At 43.4% G+C, this 21952-nt stretch carries 20 protein-coding genes and 1 pseudogene; 4 read left to right on the forward strand and 17 right to left on the reverse strand.

Annotated elements, in window-relative coordinates; genetic code table 11:
• Positions 1–2 precede the first annotated feature (2 nt).
• Positions 3–902: an endonuclease I family protein gene (locus tag C4B60_RS15910; protein WP_104059025.1), complete on the forward strand. Its 900-nt coding sequence runs from the start codon at positions 3–5 to the stop codon at positions 900–902.
• 226 nt (positions 903–1128) lie between these two features.
• Here the strand turns inward: C4B60_RS15910 and C4B60_RS15915 are convergent, their stop codons facing one another.
• The gene (locus C4B60_RS15915; protein ID WP_104059026.1) at positions 1129–2082 is read right to left on the reverse strand and encodes an L-lactate dehydrogenase; all 954 of its coding nucleotides are present in this window, start codon (positions 2080–2082) and stop codon (positions 1129–1131) included.
• A gap of 265 nt (positions 2083–2347) precedes the next feature.
• On the opposite strand from C4B60_RS15915, the gene C4B60_RS15920 reads away from it, so the two are divergent.
• Positions 2348–3067 carry a 3-ketoacyl-ACP reductase gene (locus C4B60_RS15920; RefSeq protein ID WP_104059027.1) on the forward strand — a complete coding sequence of 240 codons (720 nt, stop codon included), beginning with the start codon at positions 2348–2350 and terminating at the stop codon, positions 3065–3067.
• A 28-nt stretch (positions 3068–3095) separates the two neighbouring features.
• Here the strand turns inward: C4B60_RS15920 and C4B60_RS15925 are convergent, their stop codons facing one another.
• The 9 genes and pseudogenes from C4B60_RS15925 to C4B60_RS15965 all read right to left on the reverse strand — a co-directional run bounded on the left by C4B60_RS15925 (position 3096) and on the right by C4B60_RS15965 (position 11753).
• On the reverse strand, positions 3096–3629 hold the full coding sequence (locus C4B60_RS15925) for a hypothetical protein (RefSeq protein WP_104059028.1): 534 nt from the start codon (positions 3627–3629) through the stop codon (positions 3096–3098).
• Between the two features lie 192 nt (positions 3630–3821).
• Positions 3822–4805: a quinone oxidoreductase family protein gene (locus C4B60_RS15930; protein WP_104059210.1), complete on the reverse strand. Its 984-nt coding sequence runs from the start codon at positions 4803–4805 to the stop codon at positions 3822–3824.
• A 31-nt stretch (positions 4806–4836) separates the two neighbouring features.
• Positions 4837–6602 (reverse strand): annotated as a pseudogene (locus tag C4B60_RS15935) (acyl-CoA dehydrogenase family protein).
• 27 nt (positions 6603–6629) lie between these two features.
• Positions 6630–7691 carry a phosphotransferase family protein gene (locus C4B60_RS15940; RefSeq protein ID WP_104059029.1) on the reverse strand — a complete coding sequence of 354 codons (1062 nt, stop codon included), beginning with the start codon at positions 7689–7691 and terminating at the stop codon, positions 6630–6632.
• Positions 7688–8107, reverse strand: a complete 420-nt coding sequence (locus C4B60_RS15945; RefSeq protein ID WP_104059030.1) for an acyl-CoA thioesterase — start codon at positions 8105–8107, stop codon at positions 7688–7690. The genes C4B60_RS15940 and C4B60_RS15945 overlap by 4 nt, the downstream gene beginning before the upstream one ends.
• A gap of 21 nt (positions 8108–8128) precedes the next feature.
• Positions 8129–8998 carry a 3-hydroxyacyl-CoA dehydrogenase family protein gene (locus tag C4B60_RS15950; protein ID WP_104059031.1) on the reverse strand — a complete coding sequence of 290 codons (870 nt, stop codon included), beginning with the start codon at positions 8996–8998 and terminating at the stop codon, positions 8129–8131.
• Positions 8999–9105: 107 nt separating this feature from the next.
• On the reverse strand, positions 9106–9669 hold the full coding sequence (locus tag C4B60_RS15955; RefSeq protein WP_104059032.1) for a TetR/AcrR family transcriptional regulator: 564 nt from the start codon (positions 9667–9669) through the stop codon (positions 9106–9108).
• Between the two features lie 68 nt (positions 9670–9737).
• Complete coding sequence (locus C4B60_RS15960) at positions 9738–10511, reverse strand: SDR family oxidoreductase (protein ID WP_104059033.1); 774 nt, start codon at positions 10509–10511, stop codon at positions 9738–9740.
• Between the two features lie 33 nt (positions 10512–10544).
• A complete protein-coding gene (locus tag C4B60_RS15965) occupies positions 10545–11753 on the reverse strand; it encodes an acyl-CoA dehydrogenase (protein ID WP_104059034.1) in 1209 nt (402 codons plus the stop codon).
• 323 nt (positions 11754–12076) lie between these two features.
• On the opposite strand from C4B60_RS15965, the gene C4B60_RS15970 reads away from it, so the two are divergent.
• The gene (locus C4B60_RS15970; protein WP_245154016.1) at positions 12077–15283 is read left to right on the forward strand and encodes a hypothetical protein; all 3207 of its coding nucleotides are present in this window, start codon (positions 12077–12079) and stop codon (positions 15281–15283) included.
• Between the two features lie 84 nt (positions 15284–15367).
• Here C4B60_RS15970 and C4B60_RS15975 read toward each other — a convergent pair whose 3' ends face one another.
• The 7 genes from C4B60_RS15975 to C4B60_RS21955 all read right to left on the reverse strand — a co-directional run bounded on the left by C4B60_RS15975 (position 15368) and on the right by C4B60_RS21955 (position 21375).
• Positions 15368–16780, reverse strand: coding sequence for a glycosyltransferase family 2 protein (locus tag C4B60_RS15975; RefSeq protein WP_104059036.1), 1413 nt, complete (start codon positions 16778–16780; stop codon positions 15368–15370).
• Complete coding sequence (locus C4B60_RS15980; RefSeq protein ID WP_104059037.1) at positions 16780–17823, reverse strand: HEAT repeat domain-containing protein; 1044 nt, start codon at positions 17821–17823, stop codon at positions 16780–16782. Before C4B60_RS15980 ends, C4B60_RS15975 begins: the two co-directional genes overlap by 1 nt.
• Complete coding sequence (locus tag C4B60_RS15985; RefSeq protein ID WP_209020102.1) at positions 17823–19406, reverse strand: response regulator; 1584 nt, start codon at positions 19404–19406, stop codon at positions 17823–17825. Before C4B60_RS15985 ends, C4B60_RS15980 begins: the two co-directional genes overlap by 1 nt.
• Before the next feature lie 151 nt (positions 19407–19557).
• Positions 19558–20376, reverse strand: coding sequence for an amidase (locus C4B60_RS15990; protein ID WP_104059039.1), 819 nt, complete (start codon positions 20374–20376; stop codon positions 19558–19560).
• Positions 20369–20596, reverse strand: coding sequence for a group-specific protein (locus C4B60_RS15995; protein ID WP_104059040.1), 228 nt, complete (start codon positions 20594–20596; stop codon positions 20369–20371). Before C4B60_RS15995 ends, C4B60_RS15990 begins: the two co-directional genes overlap by 8 nt.
• 40 nt (positions 20597–20636) lie before the next feature.
• Entirely contained in the window at positions 20637–20882 is a 246-nt protein-coding gene (locus C4B60_RS16000; protein WP_104059041.1) for a hypothetical protein, read from the reverse strand.
• Entirely contained in the window at positions 20872–21375 is a 504-nt protein-coding gene (locus C4B60_RS21955) for an RNA polymerase sigma factor (RefSeq protein WP_342365045.1), read from the reverse strand. The genes C4B60_RS16000 and C4B60_RS21955 overlap by 11 nt, the downstream gene beginning before the upstream one ends.
• A 167-nt stretch (positions 21376–21542) precedes the next feature.
• On the opposite strand from C4B60_RS21955, the gene C4B60_RS16015 reads away from it, so the two are divergent.
• Entirely contained in the window at positions 21543–21911 is a 369-nt protein-coding gene (locus C4B60_RS16015) for a hypothetical protein (protein ID WP_104059042.1), read from the forward strand.
• The last annotated feature ends 41 nt before the right edge of the window (positions 21912–21952 follow it).

Genomic DNA, 21952 nt, shown 5'->3' on the forward strand with positions numbered 1-21952 from the left:
CAATGAAAAATGAACAGCTCCTAACGCTTACAAGGCAGCTTGAAGCGATGGATGACGCACTAACAGCACATGCCAAAGCAAAAGCTTCCATGCTTGAGAAACAGGAGGTCTATTTCGACGAAGAAAATGATCTTCAAGAAAGAAGTACCTACTATCAGGACATTGATTTTGAGAAGAAGGAGCTGATTGTTTCATTTCAGAAGCTGCTTGAGAATACGCACACCACTCCTTTACGCTACAATCCTTCAAGATATGTCTATCCTTGGGTTGATTTACAGCCGGACGGTACGCTTAAAAGCATTTATTCAGGAGTTCAAAGAACAGCTGAGGAAGTAATCATAGAGGATTATGAAACGTCGCTGAAAAGAAAAAAAGAGCTGGAAAAGCTTGAAGAAAACAGAGATTCCATACAATCCTTTGCACAAATAGAACATACATTTAAATATAACTGTGAGCATGTAGTGCCCCAGTCCTGGTTCGGAGCACGTGAGCCGATGCGCGGAGATCTCCACCATCTTTTCACTTGTGAGCCTGTCTGCAATTCCATTCGGGGGAATCATCCTTATGTTGATTTTAAAGACTACACCCCTGAGGAAGCGCAGCTCTCGAAAATAACAGCGGGCTGCGGAAAAGCAGAAAATAAGCTTTTTGAACCCGAGTACGCAAAAGGCATTGTTGCACGTGCAATGCTTTACTTTCTAGTCCGTTACCCTGATAAGCTGTCTTCTGGCTTTAAGAACGGAATCGACATCAGGCTTTTGCTCAGATGGCATAAGGATTTTCCACCAGGTGTTTATGAAAAGCACCGCAACCAGGCCATTTATGAACTGCAGGGAAACCGTAATCCCTTCATTGATTTTCCTGAGAAGGCAGCACAGCTGACAGAGAGTCTTTTGTCTTAGAGTTCTCACCAAAACAGATTTTTGGGAGATAACTAAGTTTTTAGTAACGTGAGGTGAACGGAGCGGAAGGTGGCGACTCCTGCGGGAGGAAGCGGGAGCTTGAGATCCACTTGCGATAGCGAGTTAGCTCAAGCCCCGCCCCGCGGAAAGCGTCCATCTGAAGCGCAGTGAACCGGGTAAAGTTGAGACATACATTTTTCTCAAACCGGCCTACTTTTACCTTCCCTTACTTTATAAAATGCGGGGCCAAAATTTTCCGTAGAACACCTGCACTATGGGTAAATTGCTCCTGCTCCTTTTCACTCAGCGTTAACTCAACGATATCTCTTATTCCGTTCCTGTTCACCACAGCAGGCACGCCGATATAGACATCTTCTTCCCCGTATTGCCCTTCTAAATAAGTGCTGACCGTTAAAATGCTGTTTTCGTTGGTCAAAATCGCTTTTGTAATCCGGGCGAGCCCCATCGCGATGCCATAATAGGTTGCACCCTTTTTATCGATAATATGGTAGGCTGCATCCCGCACATTGACAAACAGCTCATCCAGGTCCTCCATGCGGTAGTGCTCATGGCGTTTGATAAGCGTATGGATCGGCACTCCTCCTATATCCGCCTGACTCCATACTGGAAGCTCAGTATCACCGTGCTCTCCAATAATATGAGCATGAACATTTGCCGGCGCTACATCAAAGTAATCACCAAGCAGGAAGCGAAAACGGGCAGAGTCAAGGATCGTTCCGCTGCCGATCACTCTTTCCTTTGGCAAACCGCTGTATTTCCAAGTAGCGTAGGTTAAAATATCGACCGGATTTGTCGCCACTAAGAAAATCCCATCAAAACCGCTTGCCATTACCTCATCCACAATGGATTTGAAAATCTTAAGATTCTTTTCGACAAGATCCAATCTCGTCTCCCCAGGTTTTTGATTAGCTCCGGCACAAATACAGACAATCGCAGCATCCTTACAGTCCTCATAGCTTCCATACCAGGTTTTTGTCGGGTTTGGTGCAAACACCTTGCCGTGGTTTAAATCCATCGCATCTCCCATTGCCTTATCTTCATTGGCATCTATAATCACTAATTCCTCTGTAATGGACTGATTCAGCAGTGCAAACGCATAGCTGCTTCCTACTGCCCCCGCTCCAATCAACACAACACGTTTAATATTTCGTTCCATCATCGTAAACGCCTCCCTTAAAATAAGTAAGACTATATTATTTTGTGAATTTTTTCACATGATGTTCTAAATAAAAAGATTTCGATCGATCGTCTATTGTGAATTACTTCACATACTTATTATATGCCTTCACTTTCTCTTTTGTAAATAGAATTTCTCAATATTTTTTATCTATTCCCCAAAACAGATTCCTCAAACGAAAGGTTTTTCTTTTGCTAATAGAGTGAATAACCATAAGACAGACCTATTTTGAAAGGATGAGTGACGGATGCAATCTCTAAAAGGGAAAAAAGCACTAATAACAGGCGGAAGCAGAGGAATTGGAGGGGCTACTGCCCTTGCGTTGGCTAAAGAAGGTGTTGAGCTTGGCTTAATTGCCCGCTCGGAGGAAAGCTTTGATTCCATTCGAAATGAGTTAGTGGAAGCAGGCGCTGTCTTTGCTACCGCTGCCGCTGATATTTCAAATGAAGAGATGGTTAAAAATGCCGTCGGGAAGCTTGAACAGGAGCTTGGCGCATTTGATATCATCATCAATAATGCCGGAGTTGGCGCAAAAGGTTCCTTCCTCGAGCTTGAAACAGAGGATTGGAAAAAGGTGCTGGATACAAACGTTATGGGAATTGTCCACGTAACAAAAGCGGCATTACCTGGTATGATAGAAAAAAACCGGGGTGACATTATCAATATTTCATCGATGTCAGGCTTAAAAGGAACAGAAGGATCAAGTGCCTACAGCGCGTCAAAATTTGCGGTGATTGGCTTGAGTGAAGCCCTTATGCAAGAGGTCCGCCGCAATAATATCCGCGTAAGTGTCCTTACACCGAGTCTTGTTGAAACCGACATGACCCGTGGAAAAGATTCCGGTGAGCGCAACAAAGACAAATTCATGCAGGCAGAAGACTTGGCTGAATACATGGTAAGTTTATTGAAGCTTGAACAAAGAACCTTCATCAAAACCTCTGCCCTTTGGGGGACAAATCCTTTTTAATGTAGATATTTTAAAAACCGCACAGTTTTCAGTTCTGTGCGGTTTTATCTTGATGAAATTCTCTAAAAAACCCTTCAAATTCTAGCAGTTGTTTTTGTTGAAAACCAAATTTTTTGTATTCAATGAGAAGATGACTGATGTTATTTTCATAATTTGCATCATGCAGCTCCGCCCGGAAAACAAGAAGGAAGTTTTCATCTACCTTATACGCCTCCACTGGCAGGTAGTGATCGTCATACCCTTCATTTTTAGCAGCTTCCTCATCTATTATACCCGTTCTGCCCATTTCATCAATCATCGCAAAGACCGTCATTTCCCCATCCTCTTCATCGAGCTCAGTTCCGTCATTTTTTATTACGGTCACTCTGGATAAAACAGGCTCTCCAAAACCTTCCCAATGAAGACCATAGCCAAGATAAAATGATTGATCTACATTATCCGGTGCATCTTTGTCGAGATAAGAGGAAGACTCCATTACAAATTCTCCTTTTGAAAAAACAAAGTAAAAAAGGAGAAGGAGACCTGCCAATAAAGCCATAAAAATGATGAGCCGTTTTTTCATTCCGCACCCCCAATTTAACTCCCTATTTCTCAGTTCGTGTAAAATCTCTTCTATAATATACTAACATTTACTACCAATATAACCATGCTTTTCACAGTTTCCTATATGCGTACTAAAATCCCGGAGAGCTCCGAATTAACGCCTTAAAAAAAAGCAGCATCAACGGTCACCCGTAATGCTGCTCTCCTATCCTTATCTTTTCCCCGGCTCCAAAATCAGCTTTCCTTTCGTTTTTCGCGACTGCATGAGCTCATGAACACGGGCAGCCTCTTCAAGACCAAAAACCTCTCCTATCGTCAGCTTCAGTCTTCCTTCAGATACAAGCTCTACCAGCTCCTTCATACTCGGCTGCAAAAGCTCAGGCTTTCTCATAATCTGCGGAAGAAAAAACCCAATCACTGACTGATTACGCGCCATCAGAGACGAAGGATTAAACTTGCTCTGCTCCCCGCTTGCGACACCATATACAACGATCCGCCCAAAGGTTCCAAGACACTTCAGCGTTTTATAAAAAACATCACCGCCCGCCATTTCGAGGGCAAGATGAACGCCTTTCCCCTCTGTCGCTTCCAGCACCTCTTTTTCCCATCCGTCTTTTGTGTAATTAACCAGCACATCAGCGCCCATTTCTTGTGCCAGCTGAAGCTTTTCATCTGTACTGGCAGTCGCAATCACTTTGCCTGCACCAAATAATTTTGCAAGCTGCACAGCAATGGTCCCTACACCACCTGCTGCTGCATGAATAAGAACCGTTTCTCCCTCCTGAAGCCGGCCCATCGTTTTTAGAATGTGATAGGCACTTAACCCCTGAAGCGGCAATGCTGCTGCCTGAGCATAATCAAGGTCTTCCGGAAGAGGAATCAGAGCGCGCGCATCCGCAATTGCGTACTCTGCATAACCACCTGATTCAATGAGAGTTACAACCCTCGTTCCCGGCTCAATCCCGTTAACCTTTTCACCTGTTTCAACGACTACCCCGGAAACCTCAGCGCCCGGAATAAAAGGGAGTGGTGTTGGTACCACATACTGCCCCTGTCTCCTGGCAGTATCCGCATAATTAACCCCTATGGCTTTAATTTCAAGCAGCACCTGATGTTCCTTTGGTACCGGGCGCTCAACCTCTACAACGTTCAGCACCTCAGGGCCTCCATATTCCTTAAGCTGCATTGCCTTCATCTTTTTAGCCTCCTTCATTCCTGTGCATTTTTCAGCAGACATATTGCTCCTTATCGTAAAGCCTGTCTGCGATTTTCCTATTCTCATAAACTAACGAAAATGACTGATACCTGCTGCATGCCTGAATGACAGAAGCCATCAATTTCTCCCGTTTCTCTCCTTCTGTTAAATCGACCAAAAGCACTCGTGAAATACGTTCTGTTTCCCATAAGGTCTTTTGTAAGAAGGTTCTTGTCAAGGCGATTTTGGCCGATTCTCTTTCTTCTCCGTTGTTCAAAATGGCTTTATAGGTTCGATAAACTGCTGATTCCGCTGCATAAAGGCCAATTGCCAGATCTGCCAAATTCATCAGCGCTTCCTGTTCATGAACCAGTGCCGGTCCATAAACTTCATAAATAAGACCCGCTTGGAGCAAAAATAGATTTCTTATTGTTTCAACTGCCTCTTTTTCAAAAAAAAAGTCCCCTCCGTTTGCGGCACCGATCCGTTTAGCCGGGCAATTGCTTCCTTTGTCTTCGAGGCTAAATCCACTTCTCCCTTCATCGCCTTTTTGAATAAATACGTAGGAATCAGCAGGCGGTTAATTTCATTTGTTCCTTCAAAAATCCGATTGATTCTCGAATCACGGTACATCTGTTCCGCTCCGTATTCTTTTATAAACCCTGCACCCCCGTGAAGCTGCAGCGCTTCATCTGCTGTGTAATCCAGCACTTCAGAGCTGAACACCTTACAAATGGCGCATTCCACCGCAAATTCGCCCATTTGTTTTCCGACCAGTCTGTGATCGTTCGCGTCATTAAGGTCACCAAGCGCCTCTTCAATGAGTCCGGCTGTCCTATATTGAAGAGACTCAGCGGCATAAATGCGTGCAGCCATCCAGGCTATTTTTTGTTTGGTCGCCGGAAAACGGGCAATTTCCTTCCCAAACTGCCTGCGTTCCTTTACGAATTTCATCGTTCGCTTCAGTCCAAATTTAGAAGCTCCAACACAGGCAGACCCCAGATTAAACCGGCCTAAATTTAATACATTTAAAGCAATCACATGCCCTCTCCCTACTTCCCCGAGAAGATTTTCTTTTGAGACCAGGCAGTCTTCAAAAACAACAGAGCGCGTGGAGGAGCCCTTAATGCCCATTTTCTTTTCCTCAGGACCCAGCGATAAGCCAGGAGCATCTTTTTCTACAATAAAGGCAGTAAAATGTTCTCCATCCACCTTGGCATACACAATAAAGGTATCTGAAAAAACAGCGTTTGTGATATAGATCTTCGTTCCATTTAAACAGTAATGAGTTCCTTCCTCGTTTAAAACAGCCGTTGTCTGAGCAGATAGAGCATCAGATCCTGCATTCGGCTCTGTTAAGCAATACGCCCCAATCCATTCACCCGAGGCAAGCTTAGGAAGGTATTTCTTTTTTTGTTCCTCTGTTCCGAAATAAGTGATGGGAAGTGTCGCAATGCAGGTGTGGTTGGAATGAGCCACACCGTAGCCTCCTGTCGGTCCGATCATTTCTCCTACGATTCCCTTGCTGATTTTATCGAGACCAAGACCGCCGTATTTTTCAGGGATGCTGTGAGCAAGCAGCCCAAGGTCCCCAGCTTTTTTCATCAGCTCAGGAATCAACTCAAACTCCTGGTTTTCAATTCGTTCGTTAACAGGAGTCACTTCTTTTTCAGCAAACCTTCTTGCAGTCGCTCCGATCATTTGATGTTCTTCCGTAAAATCCTCCGGTGTAAACAGTGCTTCAGGATTAAGTGATGAAAATAAAAAGCTTGCTCCTTTATCCTTCAAACGCTCCACATTAAACTCTCCTTTCCGGATGTTGGATTAGTGTTTCGTTGAAATCGATGCAGCATGAACAATTAAGCTTTTAACAAACTGATCAAAATGAGAAAATCGGGCGTCGTTTGTCTGTCCTTTTTTATAGCGGTAATAAATTTGCTGGCAAATGACAGCGAGCTTAAAGTACGCGAAGGTTAAGTAAAAGCCGATGTCTGATACGTCCCTTCCGCTCTTTTTCGCATACGACTCAATAAACGCTCTTCTTGTTAGAAACCCTTTTTGAATCGTCAGGGAGGGTTTGCCAAGACCATTTTTCAAAAGAGCCGGATCATCCTCCTGCATCCAATAGCTCATGGCTGCCCCAAGATCAGCAAGCGGATCTCCGACTGTTGACATTTCCCAGTCAAATAAGCCAACCATGGCGGTTAGATCCTCGCTGAACATGGCATTATTCAGCTTATAATCATAGTGGATGATTACAGGAGGCTGGCTTTTTGGCAGATTGGTACTCAGCCATTTTTTTAATGCCTCTGCTTCCTTTATTTCATCTGTTTTCGCCCGTTCATACCTGCCAATCCAGCCGTGAACCTGCCGCTCCATAAAGCCGGCCGGGCTGCTGATCTCTGTAAGTCCTGTTTTTTTATAGTCAATGGAATGCAGCTCGACTAAACGGTCTACCATTAGATGAGAGAGCTTGCTGCAAAGCTCTTCTGTTGCCTCAATCCCTTCAGGAAAAGAAGTATCAAGTACAATTCCATGCTTTCTTTCCATGAGAAAAAACGGACTGCCGACAATTGATTCATCCTCTGAAAAAAGAAGGGGCTTTGGAGCCTGTGAAAATAAAGGACTAATCTCCGAAAGAATTCGGTGCTCTCTTTTCATGTCATGAGCCTTCGGTGCGACCGGTCCTAAAGGAGGTCGTCTTAAAACAGCCTCCCAATCGTCAATTTTCAGCTGATAGGTGAGGTTGGAGTGGCCTGCCCAAAACTGTTCGATTTCAAGCCTGCCCTCAGGTATCCCCTCTATATGCTGACGAATAAAGGCTTCTAAAACACCCTCATTTAATCCCTCGCCTGACTTTACAGGCATGGTATCTTTACCTGTCATCGTGTCCCTCCCTGCTCGCCTTTAGTTAGATGCTCCATCAGCCCTGCTCTCAGCTCCTCCGGGATCGGTGCGCTTTTTTGATTTTCAAAATCGTAGTAAACGATTACTGCATTTCCTTCTGCAATAACCATGCCCGTTTGTGAACATCTAATCTGATGCTCCAGTTGAAAACTTTTCCCCCCTACATGGGAAATGGAGCTTGTTATAGATAAGTCCTGATTGAAATAGCCCTGACTTTTAAAATCGCATTTTGTTGAGGCAATAATGAATTTCCAGTTATCTACATCCATCTGATAGCCAAGAGACTCAAAAAATTGAATCCGCGCCTCTTCAAGGTAAATAAAATAACTCGTATTATTTACATGACCCAATGCATCCGTTTCACAAAAACGTACTCTCACGCTGCTTTCAAGCATTTCTTCACTCCTTTGCCTGTTTTAAGAAGGATAGTCATACCAGCCCTTGCCGGTTTTTCTCCCAAGCTCCCCTTTTTCAACCTTTTCAATAACGCAGGGAAAAGGCTTATCCTCGGGATCCTTTGTTTCCTGGTAGCGCTGCTCCATGACAAAAGCCGCCACATCAAGCCCTGATAGATCCATTAGCTCAAATGGCCCGATCGGATGGTTCAGGGCTTTACGGCAGATCAGGTCAATATCCTTATAGTCTGCAATTCCTTGTTCATACAAAGAAACTGCTTCTTTTTGAAGAGCCCCGAGAATTCGGTTAGCTACAAATCCTGAAATCTCTTTTTGAAGCAGCACGGCTGTACGGTTAATTCTTTTACATACATCCATTGCAAGAGCCGCTGTTTCTTCAGAGGTTTGCTCACTCATGACGACTTCTACACAATCCATCACCAGCGGAGGAAAGAAAAAGTGCATATTGACTACTTTCTCAGGACGGTCTGTGGCATCTGCAAGTAAGCTGTTTACGATGGTTGAGCTATTGGTGGCGAATACCGTATGAGGAGGTGCAAATTGTTCGAGCTTTTGAAACACATCCTTTTTCACCTCAAGCTTTTCCGTTACCGCTTCAATAACAAGATCAGTGTCTTTGACTGCCTCTTCAAGTTTTGAAGAAAAGCTTAAATGAGTAAACGCTTTCATTTTTTCGTCTTCTGATAACCTGCCTTTTGAAACCCATCTGTTCATAATCCCATGAAGCTTTGATTCCGCTTCCTTTAACGCTTTTTCCTCAATATCCTGAATAATTGTTTGATAGCCTCCAAGCGCACACAGCATTCCAATCTGATGCCCCATGCTTCCTGAACCGATGACCGTTACCCGATTTACCTCACCCTGCATCATCTTTACCCCTCCTTATACTAACCGGTTGGTATGTTTTGAAAAAGCCATTAAATGGCCCGTAATAAATGAATGAAGTAATATCCGCTTCAGGGGAGGCGAGAGCTGCTTTACTGGTCTATCCCCTTCAGGATCATGTCAGTGAAGGTCCGGGCGACCTCCTCTTCGGACGCAGCACCTTCAGGGTTATACCACTGATAGCTCCAATTCGCCATCCCCAGCACGCCAAACGTCGCGATTGGTGCATTCAAATCCTTTCGAAACTCCTCTTTTTCAATCCCTTCAAGAAGCAGCCCCTCAATGGTTAATCTGAATTGATCCCGCTTAGGTATAATTTCAGATAAATGCTCTTCATTCAGATTTCTCATTTCCCTGAAAAACACCTTTGCACTTGCACCCTGCGTTTTGATATTGCTGATCAGCATGTAAATAATGTCATACAGCTTAGTTTTACAGCTTTTAGAATCATCGTTCACGATCTTTTCCTGGTTAAGGAGCAAGTCATCGATATACCGCAAATGGATATCCATTAGAAGCTCTTCCTTGCTTGAAAAATAGTAATAAAATGTGCCCTTAGTTACACCGTTCGCTTCAACGATATCCTGTATTGACGTCTCGCTGAATCCTTTTTTCTCAAACAGCTTAATACTTTGCTCTGTCATTTTTTCCTTCACTTTTCATTCACGCCTCTTTAGATGAAATAATTGCTAGAATTATATCATACTTTCTCTTTTCTCATTTCTTACATTGCATGCGTGCCGCCATCAACAATGAGCACGTCTCCCGTTACATAAGCTGATGCCTTTGAGGCTAAAAACAGGGCAGCTCCCTTTAAATCGTCATCTGTGCCAAACCTTTTAAGCGGAGTAACCTCTAAAATCGGGTCTCTTCCCTGTTCAATGATTGCCTTTGACATTTTGGTAGGGAAAAATCCCGGTGCGATCGCATTTACATTAATATTATGACGGCCCCACTTCACCGCAAGGTCCTTTGTTAAGGTAATAACCGCGCCTTTGCTTGTATTGTAGCCGATCGTATCCATCACTCTTGGATCCGTTCCCCCAAGGCCTGCGACTGATGCGATATTGATGATTTTCCCTGACTTTTGTGCAATCATTTTCCTTCCCACTGCCTGACTCATTAAAAAGGTTCCGGTCACATTTACGTTAATGACTTTTTGCCAGGCTTCAAGGGGCATTTCCTCAGCAGGTGCCCCCCAGGTAGCGCCGCTGTTGTTTACCAGAATATCGATTGAACCAAACGTTTGGCAGGTTTCTTCCACCGCCCGCTCCACGTCTTCCGGATTGGAAATATCACATTGAAGTGCCAGCGTTTTTACACCGAGCTTCGATAATCGGTCCGCTACTCCCTGACAGGCCTCAAGCTTTCTTGAACAAACGGCAATAGCAGCTCCGGCTTCTGCAAAGCCTTCTGCAATCTGCTCTCCAAGCCCCCGTCCTCCTCCTGTAATCAAAGCGGTCTTTCCGGTTAAATCAAACAATTCCAGCACATTCATTTTCATTCCCCGCTTTCTTTTTTAAAATGGACATCATTGGTACTTTTTTAGCTCAAGCCTGCCAATCTGCGCACGGTGTACTTCATCCGGACCGTCAGCCAGGCGAAGCGTTCTAGCATTCGCCCATTGTGCCGCTAACGGGAAGTCTTCTGAAACACCCGCTGCACCAAGAGCCTGTATCGCACGGTCAATAACCTTAAGCGCCATTGAAGGAGCAACTACTTTAATCATAGCTATTTCCGCTTTAGCCACCTTGTTTCCGACTGTATCCATCATATAGGCGGCTTTTAGTGTGAGCAGTCTTGCCTGCTCGATTTCAATCCTGGAATCGGCAATCCATTCACGGATCACTCCCTGACTGGATAATGGCTTGCCAAAAGCCGTTCTTTTTTGAACGCGTATACACAATTCTTCAAGCGCACGCTCTGCAGCCCCGATTAATCGCATGCAGTGATGAATTCTTCCTGGACCAAGCCGTCCCTGAGCAATCGCAAACCCTTTTCCTTCTCCTAGTAAAATATGATCCTTTGGAACTCTTACATTTTCAAAGGTAATTTCCCCGTGGCCGTGAGGAGCATGATCATAGCCGAATACCGGCAGCATTCGCTCTATTTTCACACCGGGAGAGTCAAGTGGTACTAAGATCATCGATTGCTGCTCATAGCGATCAGCGTCCGGATCTGTTTTGCCCATCACAATCGCTACCTTGCACCTGGGGTCTCCTGCTCCTGATGACCACCACTTGCGTCCGTTTATCACGTACTCATTTCCGTCTTTTTCAATCCTGGCTTCAACGTTTGTCGCATCACTTGAAGCAACATCCGGCTCTGTCATGGAAAAGCACGAGCGGATCCGTCCCTCAAGAAGCGGGTTTAACCATTTCTCTTTCTGTTGTTCTGAGCCGTACCTGACCAGTACCTCCATGTTCCCTGTATCAGGCGCATTACAGTTAAAAACCTCCGGTGCCATTAAGGAACGCCCCATGAGTTCACAAAGCGGAGCATATTCGCTGTTTGAAAGCCCCGCTCCAAATTCGCTGTCAGGCAAAAACAGGTTCCATAGCCCCTCGGACTGCGCCTTCTGTTTGAGCTCTTCCATAATAGGCGGAACCGCAGTCCATCTGTCAGCTGAATCCCCAAGCTGCTGCTCATATACTTTTTCATTTGGATAAACATAGGCATCCATAAACCCCTGCAGCCTCTCTTCCAGCTCCTTCACTTTAGACGAATAAGAAAAATCCATCCTCACCATCCTCCTTACTAACTAACCGGTCGGTATGTACACTTTAAGTATAAACTTTCCATGAGAACAATCAACTATTATCTGAAAAATTAATCACTTTATTTCGAGTAGAATCATCTCAAGAGCTGGTTACAGTACATGGAAAGATATAATCGTAACCTGAAAATACTACCACTCCTTTTATCCTACTATTTTCAACACAAAAACAACGTACAATTTCACACAAAGGATACAGGTTACATCTAAATAATCCTTTTCATACCAACCTGTTGAACCTATAATTAAAACAATAAGAATTTTAATTTCGGATGGAGTGCACACCGGTGAAAAAAACAATCGTATATTTTTCTATACCTTTATTACTACTTATCACCCCTTTTATCTTGTGGAATATTCAGCAAAAAGAAACTCTCCAAGTCACCATAATTGATTACACAGTCCCGGATGAAACCTATAGAGAACACCACAGCCTCACGTGGCTGCTAAACTACTTCCGCTTTGAAAACAACGAAGGCGAAAGCTACGATCCGAAAGTAGATTACTATGGATTTGTTTCCGATGAAACGAAGGAGGAGTATACTATTCGTTCACTCCCCGAAAACCTTAACGACCCAAACCTGATTTATATTGCTGATACCTATGGAGTAAACGAGGATGAGCTTGCATGGACAGAAGCAGACTCATCTGAAGGTCCACCAACACGTCTTTACGGGGGGATGGATCAGCAGGAATGGACGGCTGTCAAAGAAAAGGTCGTCACAAGCTTCACGGATCTTGTTGTTGAATTTAATTCCTTCGCTTCCCCGACTGAAGAAGCTGTCAGAAGGGATGTAATGGAATTTTTAAACGTTGAATGGCAAGGGTGGATTGGGCGTCAATTCCCTTCTCTGGATAAGGAAAACGGGGAGGTGCCTGACTGGGTAATAAAACGTTACGAGAAAGATGAAGACTGGGCTTTTACTGGTGCCGGTTTTGTTTTGCTTAATGAGCTGACCGATGAAATCGTTGTTCTGTCAAAAGAAGACCTGACAGATACAGCACTCCGTTTTATGCTGACTGAGGAAGGTCAGGAGCTGTTTGGATTTGAACAAAGCTCTGCTTACCCTTACTGGTTTGATATCATTCAGACGCAATCAGAAGAGCAGATCCTTGGAAATTATGAACTGAAGCTGACAAAGCAGGGAGAAAGTAAGTTAAATGAAAAAGACCTCCCCTCAACTTTTCCTGCAATCGTCCATCACACAGTCAACCAGTCAAACGTTTTTTACTTTGCAGGGGATTTCGCTGATACAGCAAAGGTGCCGGGCTTTTATCAATATACTGGACTAGCAAAGATTTTCTCTTTTATTTCACTTGAGTCCATTTCACCGGAAAGAAGTTTTTTCTGGAAAACCTACACGCCGATTATGGATAAAGTTTTTAGTCTCGCTAAAGAAAAGGAGGAGACGATAGCCAATAACAAGCCAGTCGTTTCTCAGGCTGTTGAGGACAGCATTTCCTACCCTGCACGAATTAATGAGCAGGCTTATGAGGTGTACCAGGACGGGGAATGGGTGCCTATCACCCTAAAAGGAGTGAACCTTGGTATGGGAAGGCCAGGTGCTTTTCCTGGTGAAGCAGCTATCTCAAAAGATGAATACACAAGATGGTTTAAGCAGATTGGTGAGATGAACGCCAATGTTTTACGTGTTTACACGCTCCATCCACCGGGGTTTTATGAGGCGCTGTATGAATATAATCAAGCTGCCGATGAGCCGCTTTATTTGCTTCACGGCGTTTGGATTGATGAGGAGCCACTGGAAGAAACTCTTGACGCATCGGATGAAGAAATCACCTCTGTCTTTCAGGAAGAAATGAAGAAAATTGTCGATGTTATTCACGGAAATGCGGTTATTGCCCCTCAGCAGGGACATGCTTCAGGCGCCTACCATAAGAATATTTCTCCTTATGTAATTGGATGGGTCCTTGGCATTGAATGGTATCCTTTTATGGTCGATCAGATGGTCCAGGATTACCCTGATCCAAAGCAATACAACGGCAGCTACGTTTACACAGAGAATGCCAATGCCATGGAAGCCTGGATGGCTCAGCAGCTCGACTTTATCACAAGCTACGAGGTCGATGAATATAGCAGCATGAGACCGTTAAGCTTCACGAATTGGGTAACGACAGATAATATTGATCAACCTGCTGAACCAAGTGATCAGGAGGATCTTGCGACGGTCGATCCAAATCATATTCACACAAAGGACGACGCAGAGCATGTAGGGATGTTTGCCTCCTACCATGTGTATCCGTACTATCCTGACTTTTTAACGATTGAAGAAAAATACACAGAATTTATCGACCACCGCGGGGAGAAAAACAATTACGCCGGCTATTTGCATGATTTAAATGAATCTCATGAGATGCCAATTCTAATCGCTGAATTTGGCATTCCTGCTTCCAGAGGAATGACACATAAAAACCCATTCGGCTGGAATCAGGGCTTTATTGAAGAGTCCGAACAGGGAGAAATTCTGACCCATCTATACGAGGACATTCTGCACGAAGAGATGCTTGGGGGACTGATTTTCACCTGGCAGGATGAATGGTTTAAACGAACATGGAACACAATGGATTACGACAATCCTGACCGCCGCCCTTTCTGGTCAAACGCCCAGACGAATGAGCAGCAATTCGGCTTGCTCAGCTTTGACCGGCTCAAGGTTAAACTGAACGGAGAAGATGACTGGGAGGAAGGAACCGTCCTTTATGAAAAAGATAATGGAGAGCTGCAGGAGCTCTCAGTGGATCATGATGAGCGCTATTTATACATCAAAGCTCAAATGGAGGACACATCCGAGGATTTCTGGAAGGTTAATGACCTGAACCTTTATTTTAGCGTTCGGGAAGATGCTGGCGTAATGATAAACGATGTTTCAGCAGAGCCAATGCCTTCAGACTTCCGTTTAACAATTGAAGACCAATCCTCTGCAAAGCTTGAAATAGCAGGAGATTATGATTCTTTCTTCTATGATTATGCTCACCGACTAGAAATGATCGAGGCAACACCTGATGAGCTGGAGAATAAAGATAAAGAGTTCCATCCGATCCGTCTCGCCCTATCAAAAGAGCTAATACGTCCTGATACAGGGGAAGTGTATCCGTTTGATGCCTATGAAACCGGTATTCTTCGATTTGGGATCGGCGACCCGGCCCACCCCGACTATGATTCGCTTTCGGATTATTATTTTACTGAAGTGAATGGAATTGTAGAGATTCGCATTCCATGGATGCTGTTAAATGCGAAGGATCCAAGCAAGAAAGAGTTCTTCGGAGATTTATGGAAGGACGGAATTGATGCATCGCTGACAATTGAAGGAATTGACGTGGCAGCAGCAATTGAACAAAATGGCAGGGTCACAGATGCATTCGATACAGCTTCGCTTCAACGATACACTTGGGAGGATTGGGATCTTCCACGATCTCAAGAGCGTTTAAAGCCCTCTTATAAGATTATTCAGGAGTTCTTCTCGTCTCTTGAATAAACGTGCAGTGAACCGGGTTTAAGAGGGTGAGACACATTTGTCCCACCCCCATTAAATAAAAAAGAAGCCTAAATGGCTTCTTTTTTATGTTGAAATGCCTTTTCGATTCATATTTCCCCAGTCTGATTTCTTCGTGAAGGCAAGAACCAGCCCTTCACAACGCCACCATACGAGCATCGGCCGATACCAGAAGGCTTCTGTTAACGCCCAGAAGAAAAGAACGACAAGACTGTAGACATCAGGGTATTTATGATAGGTCCACTCTTCAAGCAATACAGCCAGTGAAGATAGCAGTGAACCATACATGACAGTTACCAAAAACATAACGGCAGCAATTTCGATGGAAACAAATGAGAATACCAGACCAAGGATAATGACGATGTAGCCAATCATTTCAAACATCGCGCTTAAAAGCTCTACAAATAAATAGTAGGGCATGGAAAACATCCCGATCCCTCTATATTTAGGGTTAAAAAGCATTTTTTTGTGAGTCCAGAGGGTTTCAGCCAAGCCTCTTTGCCATCGCTTTCTTTGAGAGCGAAGAGACGCCAGAGTGGAAGGTGCTTCTGTCCAGCAGACTGGATCCTGAATGTATTCAATCCGCTGGTTGGATTTTTCTTCCTTGATGGAACGGTGCATCCTGACAATCAGCTCCATGTCCTCTCCCACAGTATTGGTATTGTAGCCTCCTGCTTTAATGACACGGTTTTTTTCAAAGACGCCAAATGCTCCTGAGATAATCAGCAGGATGTTCATTCGGCTCAAGCCAAGCCTTCCAATTAAAAATGCTCTGAAATATTCAATGATCTGCATAACGACGATTGGCTGCCTTGACAGCGCCACTTTCTCAACCTCACTTCGTGTTATGGTTGAACCGTTAGCGATCCTGACTGTTCCCCCTGTAGCTGTAACCTGGCCATTTGAATCAATGATCGGCTTCATCGTTTTTAACAGCGCGTCCCGGTCTAAAATGGAGTCGCCGTCAATCGCCGAAAAATAAGGGTAGCGGGAAAAGTTAATCCCTGCGTTTAGTGCATCCGCCTTTCCTCCATTTTCTTTTACCAGGAGAAATAGATGAGGATACAGTTTTGATTGAAATGCTTTATTAACCTGTTTAGTGGGAAAGTATTTTCGTATAGCCAGTTCAATTTCCACCATTTCAAATTGGTCAATAACCTTTTTGCTTGTCGCATCCTTTGAGCCATCATCAATAACCACTACCTCAAACTGAGGATAATTTAAGCTCAGCATTGATCGGACTGTGCTGACTACACCAACCTCTTCATTGTATGCTGGGACGAGAACAGAAACAGGAAAGGTATCCTTATTTAGCGAAAGCCCCTCCACATGCTCCTTCTGATTCAGCTGTCGTTCCTTTCTGATCTGGGGACCTGCGATGGTAAAAAGAATGATATAAATGAGGGCGACTACCGTCATGTAGGCAATGACCAAAACAGCCATCCCTTGAACAATCCATTCAATCCATACCTCGTTCATTAGGAGACCCCCGCCTTCATTGTTTTCATCTGTTTAGCCATATCTCTTGCGTAAGGATCCTCATGTGTTGCTGCTGCAAACTCAAGAAAAATTTCTCCATCTGGAAGTTTTTTAATCGCCTCGCAGGCTGCAAAACGAACCCACCAGACAGTATCACTTGCAAGCTTCAATAGATCATCCCTATATTCTGACAGCCTCATAATACCAGCGAGCCTGGCAGCATACATTCTTTCCTCCCAGTGTTCTGAGGTAAAAAGAATTTTAATGTATTCCTGGTCGGAGCAATATTGAAAGAGACATAAACTGCGAAGCGCCTTAAGACGGAATTCCTTGTTAGAGTCCTTTAATTTACGTTCGATAAAAGGGAGATAGCCATAGTTTCCTGATTCACCGCAGTAGGCAATAAAGGCTTCCTGCAGGGCTATCGGTATCGTATTTTCTTTTTCAAGCTCCACCACAAGATCATTAAAAGCTTCAAAGGGCAGAAGGCGGAATAATTCCTTAAAAACTCCGATGGACAGGGCTTCCTGCTTTACCAGATACTCCATTAGCCGCTCGTCATGGAAAGAGGCCAGGACCCGCAATGTTTGTCTATACTCTTCATCCGCTGCTTCCTGTTTACTCAGGTGACTCCACACAGTCTCCTTTAAGGAAAGCATTCTGAAATCCTCAATAAAATAAAGAGCGTTCACCCGCTCAGACCATGCCCCCTTTTCCAGCCTCATTCGGTAAATATTAGCCAAATGAGTTTCTGCAACAAGCTGAATTCGATTTTTTTCCAATACAGTTATCGTATTCTCGGAAAATCGGCTTAATAGTCGTTCAAGAACCTCCTGCTTTACCCTTTGAGACTTAGGCAGTTCAGGCTCTTTCTCCGCCTCTCCGGTAAGAAAGGCAAGATAATCAGCGATAATGCTGTGATATGCTTTATTTGTTCTACCTTCAAAGTTCAGCTGTCTCTTTTTGGTAATGAGTAAATAAACTAACAACATAAGCTGGATGGAAAATAAAGCAGCAGCCACCCATAGAACAGTCCCGACCATCAGGAAAACGTTCTTTCTGTCATACGATCAATTTTTGAGGCCACTTCCTGAACATTAAATGGTTTCATCATAAAATCATCCACTCCTACTGCTAATGCCTGTGTGATTTCCGATTCTCCCTGCCTTGGGACAAGCAGACAGATAAGAATATTTTTACCGCCATACCGCTCCCTCACCTCTTTTATTACCTCCAGTCCATTCATTTTAGGCATAACCCGGTCAATTAATATCATGTACTGCTGGTCCTTTCTGTACCAATCACTTTCAAGAAATGAGATTCCATCCTCAAATGTTTTAATAGTCATAGACTGTACATTTACTTCTCTTCTTTTCGTAAAGTGATGCTTCAGAAGTTCCCTTACAATCTGATCGTCATCTACAACAATGAGATTCAATTGCCCCTGCATATAAGACTCAGATTCTTCTTCCTCATATAAAACGGTTTTACTTCGTCCCGTTTCTTTTGCATGAAAAAGTGCTTTTTTCGCCTGAACGGTAATTTGACCCTCTAAAAGGCTTGTTTTACCGGCAATGGATAAAAGGCCTGCAGAGAAGGTTACCCCGCATTTTTGGGTGAAGGCCTCACGCCATTGATCTAAAAAGGCTAAAGCCTCCTTAGCGCTCTTGCCTGGCAGGACTACAGCAAATTCTCCACCATCACTGCGGAATATCTTATCTTCAGGCTTTTTCATTTGTAAAAATAGACGGACAAGTTCTCTTAAAACTTCATCTCCGTGGGCATGACCCCGTTTTTGGTTAACGGAATAAAAGAAATCAAGATCGGCTAATGCAAATGAAAATCTTGCCGATTCACCTAATTTAATTTTTTCCAGCTGATCAAGCATTTCAGGCTCAAGAGCATCTTTTTTATAAGCGCCCGTTAAATAGTCTTTTTGAATATGCCGAAGAATGTTCTCCCGCTGCATCAGCCGGTTCCTGAGAAAGGGAACAAAAACAGAAGGATTGATTGGCTTGCCGATAAAATCCAGCGCACCAAGCTCATAGGCTTCAATCCTGTGTTCAGTTGATCCTTCACTGCTTACCATGACAATTGGGATTAAGTCCTTTTGTGCTTTACTGATGATCTGGTTAAGCAGAGGCAAGCCGCCTCCATCAGGAAGCGTGTTGCTTACAACAATGACACCGGGGTTTATTTCATAAAAAAGCTCCAGCCCTTTTTCTCCTGTCACTGCAGTGACAACCTGAAAGTAATTCCCCTTCAGCACAGCTTTAACCGAGGAAACAAATTCAAGATCATCATCGATAATCAGAATCGTAGGTACATCCTGGCTTGGAACGCTATCGATTGCGGCAGCTGTCTCTAAATGAATAGAGGGAAGGTCTCCCCCAGCAGATTCATTTTGAATCCTTTCAGTCAGCTGTGTCCATTTATCCTCTTTCCAGAGCTGATCTGATTCTTCATCCAAATACGCAAGATTTTTTTCAGCTTCTTTGGAAAGCTCCTCCATTCCAATTGTACCGGCTGTTTCCTTTACGCTTTCAAAAAATTGAAAAAGTTCATTTTCCTGCACGGCTTTTCTGTCTGACCATCCTGAGATCGTTTTTTCAATTCGTTCATACATTAATTGTTTATATTTTTCTAGCACTTTTATCACACCTTTTAAAGAATATATGTCTTTAAGGGGGCACTTAATCTATCTATTTTATCATGTTCGCCGGGAGAATACGAAAACAAAAATAGCACAATCTCCCAAAATGAGAGGATTGTGCTTGTTAATATCCTATTGATTTCCAGCTATCTAAGTGATGAATAGCCAGTCCGCCAAATCCCGGTTGGCGGCAAAAGTAGTTCGCCACGAGCGAAAGCTCATGATTCATATCAGTTTCTCTTTTATTTATAAAAGAAACATGATCTCCTTCATTTGTGTAATCAGTTTCAACACCAATAATCAACTGCTTTTGCCAGTTGCCCGCAAATGTAATTTTATTTTTTACAATCTCAATGATTGCGGATGCCTGATTACGGTATGCCATAATTGTTACACGATCAGTATTGGCGATTACCCACTCGGCAAGATTTCCCCTGCCAAAATGATTCTCATAGAAGATCTCGTCAAACCAAAACGGGATATCGGCTTCCAGCACAAGATTCATGGACTCTGTGTCCTTTTTTGCTTTTGTCAGCAGCGTCTGGTAGGAATGAATGGCTTTTGAGTGGTCCTCTGTCCAGCCCTCCGTTAAATAAGGCTCTACATCTAAATGAACGCCTGCAAACCATTCAGGTTTATCAGATTTTACCTGGTAATCACGCAGCCAGGCCATTAATCGGTTTTGCTGGAGAAGCTCCTTTGACTCAATCCAGTCCTCCGCGCCATCGAGAGCATAAACAGCCGTGCCTATTTGTCCGGCTTTCTTTATAAATTGCTGGTAGAGTTCATGAGGCAGTGTCTGGTCAATTTGAAGCCAGATATTCACCAGTTGCTTTTTATTAATAAAAGAAAGCAGCTCGTGCTCTTTTTGTATAATAGCTGTTGGATTCCAAATCCAGGTCGCTTTAATAAAAGAACTATTCAGAGTGCTCGCTTTATCCAACAAGCATTTTCAGCTTAACAGCTCGCTGCTCCTGCTCTTCTTCTGAAGCAAGGTCATACTTTTTCAATAAATGAAAGAGCTCATTTAGGTCTTCCTGTGACACATCTTGTTTTAAAAAAACCAGAGTGCTTTGGTACAGCTCTTCAGATAGAAATCTGTGCTGGCTTTCAAGCTTTGATTTAGTGTCTTCCTTCGTATGGTCAATCGAGCATTTTCCCATCTACTCATTCCTTTCTCTATTACTGTCTATAGAATCAATCTCAGATAAAAAATACTACCTGTAAAACCACCAGCCCCGCCGCTCCAATAACCGGTGCAACTTTTAAGGTTATCATTCCAGATGAAGTGGATACAAGAGAATCAAACGGATCCTTTGCCGGGGAAGCCAAAAAGCGAATGAAGCGTGACCATCTGTCCGGCTTCCTGTCAAAGTCAGGGACGTCAACGTGATATTCAGCTAATTTAGCTCGCAAATGATCTTCTTTTTTTAGCGGATCATGATCCATTCCAGTCTCCCTCCCATTCTTCTTTTAATTTTTGAATAGCCCTGTGCAAACGTGATTTTACCGTTCCAATCGGAATATCGAGAACCTCAGCCATTTGCTTGTGCGTCATGTCATGATAATAGAATAACAGAATGACAGCTCGTTCCATATCCGGAAGCCTTGTAATCGTGCACACCCTGCTGATAAAATAGATGACTGTGACGACTGTCCATGCTTGCGTTTGACTTGTAAAAAACTGGACGTAAACATTCTCTACCGTTTCACCGCTAGAAATCAAAATATTTAATACTTGAACGCAAATAACTGTATACGCCGCTAAACAAATCGTCAGTGTATCGAAAACATTCCATCGCAGATACACAGTTGTTTTCTTATAATTGATCTTCCCTTTTTCCCTTACAATATGCTTTCGGTCCATTGAAATCGCAATGGCTAAAATAACCACAATCATAACCCCTGTGGTAATAAATGAAACGATCCATCCCATTCCCATTATTCCGCCCCCTCATTTCTTTCAGTTACCTACTATACCGTTGAGAAGTGAGGAAGGTTCATTTAATTTTAACTAATTAATAAAAATCAACCTCTTCTTAAAAAGAGGGATATAATGGTATAAAAAATTGGATACTCAAATTTTTTTGACAGGGGATTTAGCATTCGATGGATTATACAAGCTTACTTATGATGGCTTTTGTATGGAGTGTGTTATTTCTTTATTTTTTGATGCCTTTTAAAAGAAGCGCTGAGATGGCAGATCAAGGTAAATTGACATTTTTACATGCAATGAAAATCTGTTTAGCTTCTATCACCTTTCATAAAAAAGCGTTTTTAGCCTTAAGTTTAGTGGTCATTACTTTATTAATTGCTTCATGGTCACAAAACCAGGAAGCTCTGTATAACGAGATCCATGGCATTGTTTCAACTGCAGAGCCTTTTAACTGCATAATGGGAATTATGATTTATGCAGCAGTGCTTTACTTCCTTCTCATCGGTGGAAAAGCCTTAAAGCTTTTAAGGCAAGATTTTTAATTGGCTCTTTTTACAAGAAAAAGCTGCGTGCAGATTCACGC

This window comes from Jeotgalibacillus proteolyticus (assembly GCF_002926065.1).
In the GTDB taxonomy this organism is placed as follows: Bacteria; Bacillota; Bacilli; order Bacillales; family Jeotgalibacillaceae; genus Jeotgalibacillus; species Jeotgalibacillus proteolyticus.